The sequence below is a fragment of the Pedobacter aquae genome (assembly GCF_008195825.1).
Lineage (GTDB): Bacteria > Bacteroidota > Bacteroidia > Sphingobacteriales > Sphingobacteriaceae > Pseudopedobacter > Pseudopedobacter aquae.
In genome coordinates this window covers 2,135,047-2,147,492 of record NZ_CP043329.1, presented here as the reverse complement: position 1 = coordinate 2,147,492, position 12,446 = coordinate 2,135,047, and the positions used below count along the sequence as shown (strand labels likewise).

Below are 12,446 nucleotides of genomic sequence, written 5' to 3'. Positions count from 1 at the left end.
TAACGTCATTGTTTTTGATAAGTTGTGAAAAGGATCAAGACATGGCAGTAGCCAATTTATCTAATGCATCTGGCAATTTATCGGTAACAAGAAACACTTTAGTACTTACAAAAGCAACCGAAGCTCAGGAAGCCATTAAGTTTAACTTTACTGCGCCAGACTTTGGGTATGAAGCAGCCGTTACAAACACATTGCAATTTGGTTTAAAGGGTACTAATTTTGCTAATGCAAAGGAAGTTACTTTACCTACAAGAGCTACTTCGAAAGCTTATACAGGTTTAGAGCTTAATGCTTTATTATTAACTATGAACTTGCCTTTTAATGCACTTTCAGATGTTGACGTAAGGGTTAAATCCTCCATTTCTTCGAATGTTGCACCTGTATTTTCTAATGTTACAGCCTTAAAAGTAACTCCGTATCCGCTAATTTCTTTCATTTATGTGCCAGGTGCTTATCAAGGCTGGAATCCGGCAACGGCAGAAAGTCTAATTTCTGCTACCAGTAACGGCATTTATGAAGGTATTATCAATTTCCCATCAAATGGTTTAAGCTTTAAAATGTTGACCAACAAATCTTGGGGTCCGCCAGAGTATGGTGCGGGTTCAGTAGCAGGGTCAATAGCTATTGGTGGTGGCGATTTAAGTGCACCAGCAGCAGGTAGTTATCGTTTAATTGCTAATTTAAATGCTAATACTCTTGTTTTTGAACCATTCTCTTTTGGTGTAATAGGCAACGCAACACCAGGTGGTTGGACTACCGATACAGACATGACCTATAACAACGGTACCAGAACTTGGAGTGTAACTTTGCCACTTACCGTAGGGGTTATTAAATTTAGAAAAAATGATGATTGGGGAACAAATTATGGTGGTGCAAACGGTGAACTTGTTTCTGGTGGTGGAGATATAGATATTACTACAGCCGGAACTTACCGTGTTTCTTTTAGCACTGTAACCAATACTTACACCATCACAAGATTATAAAATTCTTATTGCAGGGAGAGTTTATGCTCCCTGCTTTTTTTAAACTATAACAGGCTTTTTTATGAAGATGACTTTTAGAGGAGTGATAGCCAGCTTAACCATTTTAGGCTTAAACTTCGTTAATGCTGATGCTCAGGTTTTACCTATTGGTAATGTAAAATCAGTAGTGGTAAACAACCAAAAAGTAAATTTAACTACAGACCATGCACAAACAGAAATTACTGTTTACAGTGCTAATGTTATGAGAGTACGTATCGATAAAAGCTTAAAGAAAGATTTTTCTTATGCGGTCATCTCGCAGCCAAAAACTACAAAAGTTAATATCTCACAAACAGATGATTTAGTCATCATCCAAACAGATTCTTTAAAGGCTGTTATCCAAAAAAAACCATATGCCATAAGTTTTCAAACGCTTGATGGGAGAATCATCAATCAAGATGAAGCGGATTTAACAACCTCTTGGGTTGGCGAGGAAGTGACTACCTACAAAAAAATGCAAGAAGGTGAACGTTTTATTGGCTTAGGCGAAAAAACGGGTAACCTAGACCGTAAAGGGAATGGCTATACCAACTGGAATACCGATGCTTTTGGCTACCGTACCGACCAAGACCCCATTTACTCTACCATACCTTTTTATATAGGTATCCACAACAATTTAAATTATGGTATTTTCTTAGACAATACCTACCAAAGCGATTTCAATTTTGGTGCTTCTAACAATCGTTTTTCGTCTTTTGGTGCGCAAGGTGGCGAAATGAATTATTATTTCATCTACCACAAAAATCTGGCAGATATTATTACTTCCTACACGGCCTTAACTGGTCGCATGAAAATGCCTCCACTATGGAGCTTAGGCTACCAGCAAAACCGTTATAGCTATTATCCCGATACAGAAGTGTATCGTATAGCTCAAACATTAAGAGAGAAAAAATCCCTGCTGATGGTATCACCTTAGATATCCATTATATGGACAATTATAAGTTATTTACCTGGGATAAACAGCGTTTTGCAAACCCTTTAGAGATGACTAAAAAGCTATCGTCAATGGGTTTTAAAACAACAGTTATTGTAGACCCAGGCATTAAAGTAGAGAAAAATTATGGTGCATATGAGCGTGGCTTAACCGATAATATTTTCATAAAATATCCTGATAGTACAAACTACAGCGGGCAGGTTTGGCCGGGCTGGTGTCATTTTCCAGATTTTACAAGCGATAAAGCAAGAAATTGGTGGAAAAAGGAAGTGAAGTTTTTTGCAGAAACGGGTGTGTCTGGTATCTGGAATGATATGAACGAGATAGCTACTTGGGGTCAAAAAATGCCTTCAAACGTATTGTTTGATTATGATGGGATGAAGGCATCTCACAAGCAAGCACATAATGTTTATGGTATGCAGATGGCAAGAGCTAGTTTTGAAGGAATTACAGAGCAAGTACCAAATAAACGTCCTTTCATTTTAACCAGAGCGGGCTATGCAGGTATGCAGCGTTATACTGCAAAGTGGACAGGCGATAACCGTTCTGAAGATAATCATATGCTTTTAGGCGTAAGATTAATGAATAGCCTAGGCTTAAGTGGGGTTGCCTTTACAGGGATGGATATAGGCGGTTTTACAGGAAATCCAACCGTAGGACTTTATGCCAGATGGATTCAGATTGGTGCTTTTAACCCTTATTTCAGAAATCATACGGCGGTAAATACCAAATCATCAGAACCGTGGAGCTATGGCGAAGAAGTTTTAGAAATCTCTAGAAACTACATTAGCTTAAGGTATAAAATGCTTCCTTATTTATACAGCGCATTTTATGAGGCAAGCACAAGTGGCCAACCTATCATGAGGAGTTTAGCTATTGACTATACGCATGATGCTAAAGTTTACGATACGCAATTCCAAAATCAGTTTTTCTTTGGTAAAGCCATTATGGTAGCTCCTTTTGAAAGTACAGATAAATACGGAAAGGTATATTTCCCTAAAGCTACTTGGTATAACCTTTATACAGCTGATAAAGAGCAAGGTAATCAAGAAAAAATTATACAACTAAACATGCACAAACTACCGGTTTATGTTAAAGAAAGCAGTATCATCCCGATGCAGTCTTTAATACAAACAACCGCAGAAAAACCTACAGATACTTTAACTATCCATGTTTATAAAGGCGAGTTGAACAATAACTATGTTTATTATGAAGATGATGGCGATAGCTATAACTATGAAAAAGGCGAGTTCTTTAAAAGGGTAATTTTATATAGCCCAAGTACTAAAAGCCTAGTTTTTGATAAAGTAGAAGGTAACTATAAATCTAAGTTCAACTATATCAAGGTTGTGTTTACAGGTTTTGATGATTTAAAAGCTTTAAAAAATGCAGGGAAATCTATCAATACTAAAAATGAATTTGTGTCTTTATTAACGCCAATATCAAGGTTTGATCCGCAGGGGAATAATAATCCGGCAGAAGGATATCAAGCTAAAAGCTTAATCATCAAAAATGATACGGATAAAATATCCTTATCGTGGTAAAAAAAATTAAAAAGCAATTGTTATGAAAAAATTACTCTCTATATTCTTCTTGCTGTTTTGTCAGCAAATATTTGCAGCTCCCAAACCATTAGAAAGGGTAGAGCCTTTGTTTTGGTGGGTAGGGATGAAAAATCAGCAGCTGCAACTCATCATCTATGGCGATAAAATTGCCGAAAGAACAGTACAACTCAATTATCCGGGTGTTAGCTTAAAAAAGGTGCATCAGGTAGAAAATCCTAATTATTTGTTTTTGGATTTAGAGGTTTCTACATCAGCGAAAGCGGGAAAATTCTTAATACAGTTTATTAAAAAAGGAGCTAAAACTTTAGCATACAATTACGAATTAAGAGAAAGAGACGCTAAAAACAGAATTCAGGGCATTACCAATAAAGATTTTATTTATCAATTGATGCCAGACCGCTTTGCCAATGGCGATAAAAATAATGATGTTGTTAAAGGCTTAAAAGAAACTGCTCTAAACAGAGATTCTATGTACTATCGTCATGGTGGCGATATTCAAGGCATCATCAATCACTTAGATTATATCAAAGAACTTGGTGCTACGGCTATTTGGTTAACTCCGGAGGTAATGAACGACCAACCACTGGCTTCTTACCATGGATATGCAGTTACAGACCATTATCAAATAGACCCTCGTTTCGGTTCTAACGAGCTATACAAAAAGTTTGTGGATGAGGCACATGCTAAAGGCCTTAAAGTAATTAAAGATGTGGTACACAACCACAGTGGTAACGAGCATTGGTTTATCAAAGATATGCCCATGAAAGATTGGGTACACCAATGGCCTACTTACACTCAAACCACTTATAAAGACCAAACCTTAATGGATATTTATGCTGCTGCGGCAGATAAAAAGCAAATGTTAGATGGTTGGTTTGTACGTACCATGCCCGATTTAAATCAGGAGAACGAGTTTGTACAAAATTACATCACCCAAAACATCATTTGGTGGGTAGAATATGCTGGGATAGATGGTTTAAGGTTAGATACTTACCCTTATAATAACCTAAACTATATGGCTAAATGGGCTGCACAAATGAAAGCCGAATTTCCGCACCTAGGTATTTTGGCGAAACTTTGGTGAACTCAGTAGTAAGTCAGGCTTATTTTACGGAAGGCAATACCATAGGACAAGGTTTTGATACAGGTTTACCCGGTGTTACAGATGTACAGGTTAAGGATGCTATTTTTGATGTTTTAAATGGTAAGTTCGACTGGACTACAGGTGTAAACCGTTTATACTCCGTTTTATCACAAGATTTTATTTATAAAGATGCCAGTAGAAATGTTGTGTTTTTAGATAACCATGATATGAGCAGGTTTTTCTCTATCGTTGGCGAGGATGTAAAGAAGTTTAAATCTGGTTTAGCGATGTTGTTAAGCACCAGAGGCATACCACAGCTTTATTATGGTACAGAAATCATGATGAAGAACTTTTCTAATCCCGATGGTTTGGTACGTTCTGATTTCCCTGGCGGATGGGCAGAAGATAAAGTAAATAAGTTTAGCAGCGAGGGTAGAACAGCTGCAGAAAATGATGTTTTCAACTATATCAAAACCATAGCTAAGTACCGCAAGCAAACAACAGCTTTACAAACTGGCAAACTGATGCAATTTGTACCACAAGACGGTGTTTATGTGTATTTCAGATACGATAATGCTAAAACCGTTATGGTGGTGGTAAACAGTAATGATAAAGTTATGTCGTTAGAAACATCACGCTTTAGCGAAAGAACTCAAGGTTTTAAAAAGGCAAAGGATATTGTAAGCGGAAAAGTATACGATTTAAGCGTAGCCATGGAAATTCCGAGCATAAGTACTTTGGTAATGGAGCTGCAATGAGTACGATAAAAGCTTTTATTTTCGATTTAGACGGCGTTATTGTAGATACCGCAGTTTATCACTTTAAAGCCTGGAAAAAGCTAGCCAATACACTTGGTTTTGATTTTACTGAAGCCCAAAATGAGCAGTTAAAAGGCATCAGTAGGATAGATTCTTTAAACCTGATTTTAGGCTGGGGTGGTGTAGAAAAAACAGCTAAAGAAGTGCAAGAACTTGCCACTTTAAAAAACCAGTGGTATGTAGAAATGATAAATAAGATGACAGCTCAGGAAATTTTACCTGGGGTGCAAAGCTTATTAAGTTCATTAAAATCAGCAGGTATTAAATGTGCTTTAGGCTCGGCTAGTAAAAACGCAAGCTTAATTCTAGAACGTACGGGTTTAACCTCATTTTTTGATGTTATAGTTGATGGAAATGAAGTTTCAGTATCTAAACCAAATCCCGAAGTTTTTTTAAAAGGAGCACAATTATTACAAGTAGCGCCACAACAATGTGTGGTTTTTGAAGATGCCCTTGCCGGGATAGAAGCGGCAAAAAATGCAGATATGCGGGTTATTGGTATTGGTGAAGAAAGCATTTTAAAAAACGCCGATTGGGTACTGCCAAATTTAGAAGGCCAAAGCGCAGCACAAATTTTAAACAAGTTAGAGAAGAGTAGAAGCCTGTAAGAACAGAGGGGTTTATGAAAAATTACATCAAAGCAAACGAGTGGAATATTATTGAGGAAGGTTTTGATCCTCATTTAAATAAAATATCTGAAAGTATTTTTAGTATTGGCAATGGCCGTATGGGCCAAAGAGCCAATTTTGAAGAAACTTTTAGCGGAGAAACATTGCAAGGTAACTACATCGCAGGGGTTTATTATCCTGATAAAACACGTGTAGGCTGGTGGAAAAATGGTTATCCCGAGTATTTTGCAAAAGTATTAAATGCTGCAAACTGGATTGGTTTAAAGATAAAAATAGATCATGAAATTCTGGATTTAAATACTTGTACAGTTACCCATTTTAAGCGTGTTTTAAACATGCAAGAAGGCTATCTGGAGCGAAGCTTTATAGCAAAATTAACAAGTGGCAAACAGTTACAAGTTCATGCAAAGCGCTTTTATAGTATTGTTGATGATGAAGCAGGTGCTTTACAGTATAGCATAAAAGCTTTAAACTTTGCTGGAACTATCCAAATTACCAGTTTTACAGACGGCGATATCCAAAACCAAGATGCTAATTACGATGAGAAATTTTGGAACGAAGTTTCAGGGGCTGTTTCTGATAATATTGCTTTTTTAACCTTGCAAACCAAGAAAACCTTTTTTGAAGTTTGTACGGCCACACAAGTTTTTATACAGAAGAATAATAAGCCTGTTGCTATAAAGCCAGCGAGTACCCATCGCGAGAAATTTGTATCGCATTTGGCAGTAACAGATGTTGTAGCAGGAGATAGTATTGTTCTACATAAATATGCTGTACAGGTATCCTCAGAAAATCATCCAAAAGATAAATTACAACACATTAGCGAGCAATTGCTGCATAAAATTGTAGCTAAGGGTTTCAATAATATGCTTGAGGAGCAGGCTGCTGCCTGGGCTGCAAAATGGGAAACCAGCGATATCGTGATTAAAGGAGATGTGAAAGCACAGCAAGCTATACGTTTTAATATTTTCCAACTTAATCAAACCTATACGGGTAAAGATGCTCGCTTAAATATTGGTCCTAAAGGTTTTACTGGCGAGAAGTACGGAGGTTCTACGTATTGGGATACCGAGGCTTATTGTGTGCCTTTTTACTTATCTACATCGGCACAAGAAGTTACACGTAACTTGCTAATTTATCGCTACAAGCAATTAGATAAAGCTATAGAAAACGCTCAGAAACTAGGCTTTACAGATGGTGCTGCTTTGTTCCCTATGGTTACCATGAATGGCGAAGAATGCCATAACGAATGGGAAATCACCTTTGAAGAAATTCATAGAAATGGAGCCATCGCTTATGCAATTTATAATTATATCCGTTATACCGGAGACGCTGATTATTTAGCAGAATATGGCTTAGAAGTTTTAATAGGTATCGCTCGTTTTTGGAAACAACGTGTTAACTGGAGCGCTGCTAAAAACGCTTACGTTATGCTGGGGGTAACAGGGCCAAATGAGTATGAAAACAACATTAATAACAATTGGTATACAAATACAATTGCCACCTGGTGCTTAAAATATGCAATAGAAGCGGCAACTTATGTAAAAGATAATCAGCCTCATGTTTATCAAAAGCTTGTTCAAAAACTACAGCTAGATGAATTTGCAGAGTTTAGCAGTTGGAATGCCATTGTAAAAGGCATGTATTATCCTGCTAGTACAGAGCTTGGGGTTTTCTTACAACAAGATGGTTATTTAGATAAAGAGCAAACTTTGGTGTCAGAACTTGCCTCAGAGCATTTGCCACTAAACCAAAAATGGAGTTGGGATAGAATATTACGTTCTTGTTTTATCAAACAAGCCGATGTTTTACAAGGCTTATATTTCTTTGAGGATGATTATGATAAAGACACTTTAAGAAGAAATTTTGATTTTTACGAGCCCCGTACCGTACATGAAAGCTCTTTATCTCCTTGTATTCATAGTATTTTGGCCGCTCGTTTAGGCAATCAGGAAAGGGCATATCAATTTTATTTAAGAACCGCCCGTTTAGATTTAGACGATTATAATAATGATACCGAAGATGGTTTACACATCACCTCTATGGCAGGTACATGGATGAGTGTTGTAGAAGGTTTTGCTGGTATGCGTGTCCGCGATAATCAATTAAAATTTAGCCCTTTTTTACCGGATAGTTGGGAGTCTTTCTCTTTCACCATCAACTTTAGGGTGTATGTTTTAAATATAAAAATAGGGCATGAGCAAATTATAATTAGCAATAAATCAGCGGAAGCGATAACGATAAAAGTGTTTGATAAAGACTATACAATTGCAGCAGAAACCGTAATTTACATTGTTCATAAAGAAAAAATTGTAAACATTGTTGCCTAAACAAGAGAGATAAAACCAATGGAAAGACCTAAATTAAGTTTTGCGCAAATTTTTAACATGAGTGCTGGTTTCTTCGGAATCCAGTTTGGTTTTGCCTTACAAAACGGTAATGCTTCGCGTATTTTACAAACCTTTGGTGCCGATGTGGAACATCTTTCTCTTTTTTGGTTGGCTGCCCCAGTAACAGGTATGTTGGTACAACCCATTATTGGTTATTATAGCGATAGAACTTGGAATAGATTTGGCCGTAGAAGACCCTATTTTTAATAGGGGCTATTTTAACTGCCTTGGCTTTAACCTTAATGCCAAACGCTGCTTTGCTTGCCTACTTTCTGCCCCCAATACTTATTGGTGCCGGTATGCTTATGATTATGGATGCCTCTATTAATGTTGCTATGGAGCCTTTTAGAGCTTTAGTGGCTGATAAGCTTCCAGAAAGCCAGAGAAGTTTAGGCTTTTCTATGCAAACCTTTTTGATAGGTGTTGGTGCCGTTAGCGGTTCTTGGCTGCCTTATATTTTATCAGAATACTTTGGGGTTTCTAAAACAGCTGCCAGTGGTTTTGTACCAGATAATGTGATTTATGCTTTCTATGCGGGCGCTTTGGTATTATTAGCTTCTATTTTATGGACAGTAGTAAGTACCAAAGAATACTCTCCAGCAGAAATGGCTGCTTTTTCTAAAGATGAAGAAGAGGTAGAAGAATCTAAAGGTATCAGCTCTATTTTTACCGATTTTTCTAAGATGCCTTTAACCATGAGGCAGCTAGGTTTGGTGCAGTTTTTTTCTTGGTTTGCTTTGTTTTCTATGTGGGTTTTTTCTACCCCGGCTATAGCCAATCATATTTATAAAGTAGCACCTGGTGATACCAATTCTGTAGCTTTCGCTGATGCTGGAAACTGGGTAGGTATCTTATTTGGTATCTACAATGCCGTTTCTGCTATTTATGCACTTTTTTTACCTGCCATAGTAAGGTTAACCAGCAAAAAAATGGCTCATGCTTTTTCTTTAATTGCTGGTGGTGCCGGACTTTTATCTATCTATTTTATTCAAGATCCTAATATGCTTATCATCTCTATGGTAGGCGTAGGCTTGGCTTGGGGAAGTATTTTAGCAATGCCTTATGCCTTACTATCGGGGTCTATACCAGCCAGAAAAATGGGGGTTTACATGGGTATCTTCAATTTTTTTATCACCATGCCGCAAATTGTAAATGGTTTTTTTGGCGGGTTAATAGTAAAACATTTTTATAACGGAGAGGCAATTTATGCCATCGTCATGGCAGGTATTTTCATGATTCTTGGCGCTGTCTCTGTCCTATACATTCAAGATAATAAGAAGAGTCATACTCATTAATCTTTGTTTAACTGAGTTTATAAACTGAGTTCTGCAGATGACGATGATTCATCATCAATAAAAACAAAAATAAAGCAAATGAAAAATATTATTTTCTATGGGATGTTTGTGGCCTTTCTTTTTACAGCTTGTAAAAAGGACATGGTTACCGGTAATAAAGAAGAAAAGCCTCCAGTAGGTATAACAGAAGCTACTTTAATAAGTCTGGAGACAGATTTTCCTTCAGAAAACCAAGCTTTTACTTTTATTTACGATGCTGCTAAAGGTAACGGCGGATTAAAAAGTCTTAGCGGCGATGTTTATGTGCATACCGGTGTCATTACCGATAGAAGTACTAGTGCTACCGATTGGAAATATGTGAAAAACAGCAATTTTACCCAGCCCGTTGCGGCTACTAAAATGACTGCTATTGGCGGTGGGAAGTATAAATTTACTTTAAACCCAAGGGAGTTTTATACTGTACCTGCCGGAGAGAAAATTCTAAAACTAGCCATGGTTTTTAGAAATACCGATGGCAGCAGCGTAGGCAGAAATAGCGATGACAGTGATATTTATATCCCTCTTTACGAGGCTGATAAACTTCATGTTAAATTCTCAAATCCAGCTTTTGAGCCTTTTTATACCCCAGCACCAGCGGTTAAAATTACCATGGTTGGGCAAGAATTAGCTGTTACGGCAGTATCTTCTAAAGCTGCAAATTTAACGCTACAGCTAAATGGAAATCCTTTAGGAAACGCAGCTAACACCAATAAAATATCGGCAACAGCCAAAATTACTGCTACAGGAAAGCAACTGATTACAGTAACAGCTAGCAGTGGTGCAGAAACTACCAATGCTTCTTTTGAGTTTATCATTAACGGGGCCGTAGAAACAGCAGCATTACCAGCAGGAGCAAAAGATGGTATAACTTTTATTAACGGTGGTAGATCTGCCATTTTTAATTTATTTGCTCCTAACAAACAGTTTGCCTATTTAATTGGCGATTTTAATAACTGGCAAACAGAGCAAACTTATTTCATGAAAAAAACACCTGATGGTAGTAGGTGGTGGGTACAAGTAGATAATTTAGATCCTAATGTAGAGTATGCTTACCAATTTTTGGTTGATGGAAACTTACGTATTGCAGACCCTTATTGCGAAAAAGTTTTAGATCCGCAACAAGATGCAGGAATACCTTTTATCACTTATCCTAACCTTAAAACCTATCCAACAGGTAAAACAACAGGTATTGTGAGTGTATTTAAAGCTAACCAAACGGCTTATGCTTGGAGAAATGCAAGTTTCACCCGTCCTGATAAAAATAAACTGGTTATTTACGAACTACATTTAAGAGATTTCTTAGAGCAAGGAGATTATCAAACCTTAAAAGATACCCTAGATTACTTAAGCAGATTAGGCGTTAACGCGATAGAATTTATGCCTTTAAACGAGTTTGAGGGAAATTCTAGTTGGGGCTACAACCCATCTTTCTACTTTGCCGTTGATAAATTTTACGGAACTAAAAATGCTTTAAAAGCTTTAATTGATGAATGTCATGGTCGTGGGATAGCCGTTATCTTAGATATGGTATTAAACCATTCTTTTGGGCAATCTCCAATGGTACAGCTATATTTTGACCAAGCTGCGGGCAAACCAAGTGCAAATAATCCTTGGTTTAATACGGATGCTCGTCATCCTTTTAATGTAGGTTATGATTTTAACCATGAAAGTGAGGCTACCCAATATTTTTCTAAAAATGTACTGAAATTTTGGATGCAAGAGTTTAAAGTAGATGGTTTCAGATTTGATTTATCTAAAGGATTTACACAGAAAAATTCGGGTACCGCAGAAACTGGCGTTGGTGCGTGGAGCGCTTACGATGCTAGCAGAGTTGCCATCTGGAAAAATTATAACAATTACATGAAGAGCCTAGATGCCAATAACTTCTATGTCATTCTAGAACATTTTGCTGTTGATTTAGAAGAAAAAGAACTTGCCGATGAAGGTATGATGTTCTGGAACAACATGAACCATTCTTTTACCGAGGCTAGTATGGGTTTTGTGGCCACTTCAGATTTAAGCAGGGCAGTTGCAAGCACACATGGCTTTACGCAAACGGCAGGTTTGGTAACCTATATGGAAAGCCATGATGAAGAGCGTATGATGTATAAAAATCTGCAATTTGGTAATACATCAGGAACGTATAACGTGAAAGATTTAGCTACTGCCTTAAAAAGGCAGGAACTTGCAGCAGCATTTTTATTTGCTATACCAGGACCTAAAATGCTTTGGCAATTTGGCGAATTAGGTTACGATATCTCTATCAACCAAAATGGTAGAACAGGAGAAAAGCCTGTTTTATGGACTTATAATAGTAATGCCCCAAGAAAAGCTTTATATAACAGGTTTGCACAGTTTATAAAATTGAAAACTAAAAACGATGTCTTCAATACTACTAACGCACAATACGCACTTGGCGGTGCAGTTAAGAGTGTGGTATTAAATGGTCAAAATAACAGAGTTGTAGTAGTAGGCAATTTTGATGTTGTTACCAGAAGCGCCAATGTAGAATTTCCAACTACAGGCCAATGGAAAGATTTTATTAGTGGCGAAACTATCAGTATTACAGGTAACTATACCAAATCTTTAGCGCCTGGCGAGTACCATATTTATAGTACAAGTAGTTTTATACAGTAAGTTTTTTGTTCGTTTATATTTAGAGCAGAGCCT

General features: G+C 37.2%; 10 protein-coding genes. All 10 read left to right on the top strand.

Features of this window, described 5'->3' with window-relative positions; all coding sequences use genetic code 11:
- Window positions 1–41 precede the first annotated feature (41 nt).
- The 10 genes from FYC62_RS09375 (at window position 42) to FYC62_RS09345 (ending at window position 12,413) form a co-directional block, all read left to right on the top strand.
- The gene (locus FYC62_RS09375; protein WP_052176787.1) at window positions 42–983 is read left to right on the top strand and encodes a SusE domain-containing protein; all 942 of its coding nucleotides are present in this window, start codon (window positions 42–44) and stop codon (window positions 981–983) included.
- 61 nt (window positions 984–1,044) lie between these two features.
- Complete coding sequence (locus tag FYC62_RS17610) at window positions 1,045–1,938, top strand: TIM-barrel domain-containing protein (protein ID WP_240534703.1); 894 nt, start codon at window positions 1,045–1,047, stop codon at window positions 1,936–1,938.
- 11 nt (window positions 1,939–1,949) lie between these two features.
- Entirely contained in the window at window positions 1,950–3,500 is a 1,551-nt protein-coding gene (locus tag FYC62_RS17605; protein ID WP_240534702.1) for a TIM-barrel domain-containing protein, read from the top strand.
- A gap of 22 nt (window positions 3,501–3,522) precedes the next feature.
- On the top strand, window positions 3,523–4,605 hold the full coding sequence (locus FYC62_RS17600) for an alpha-amylase family glycosyl hydrolase (RefSeq protein ID WP_240534701.1): 1,083 nt from the start codon (window positions 3,523–3,525) through the stop codon (window positions 4,603–4,605).
- A complete protein-coding gene (locus FYC62_RS17595) occupies window positions 4,602–5,363 on the top strand; it encodes a cyclomaltodextrinase C-terminal domain-containing protein (protein WP_240534700.1) in 762 nt (253 codons plus the stop codon). The genes FYC62_RS17600 and FYC62_RS17595 overlap by 4 nt, the downstream gene beginning before the upstream one ends.
- Window positions 5,360–6,031, top strand: a complete 672-nt coding sequence (gene pgmB / locus FYC62_RS09360; protein ID WP_149074737.1) for a beta-phosphoglucomutase — start codon at window positions 5,360–5,362, stop codon at window positions 6,029–6,031. Before FYC62_RS17595 ends, pgmB begins: the two co-directional genes overlap by 4 nt.
- 14 nt (window positions 6,032–6,045) lie before the next feature.
- The gene (locus FYC62_RS09355; protein WP_149074736.1) at window positions 6,046–8,382 is read left to right on the top strand and encodes a glycoside hydrolase family 65 protein; all 2,337 of its coding nucleotides are present in this window, start codon (window positions 6,046–6,048) and stop codon (window positions 8,380–8,382) included.
- Between the two features lie 18 nt (window positions 8,383–8,400).
- Complete coding sequence (locus FYC62_RS17590) at window positions 8,401–8,649, top strand: hypothetical protein (RefSeq protein WP_240534699.1); 249 nt, start codon at window positions 8,401–8,403, stop codon at window positions 8,647–8,649.
- A gap of 35 nt (window positions 8,650–8,684) precedes the next feature.
- The gene (locus tag FYC62_RS09350) at window positions 8,685–9,737 is read left to right on the top strand and encodes an MFS transporter (RefSeq protein WP_240534698.1); all 1,053 of its coding nucleotides are present in this window, start codon (window positions 8,685–8,687) and stop codon (window positions 9,735–9,737) included.
- Window positions 9,738–9,815: 78 nt separating this feature from the next.
- Window positions 9,816–12,413, top strand: a complete 2,598-nt coding sequence (locus FYC62_RS09345) for a DUF4961 domain-containing protein (RefSeq protein WP_240534697.1) — start codon at window positions 9,816–9,818, stop codon at window positions 12,411–12,413.
- Window positions 12,414–12,446: the final 33 nt, after the last annotated feature.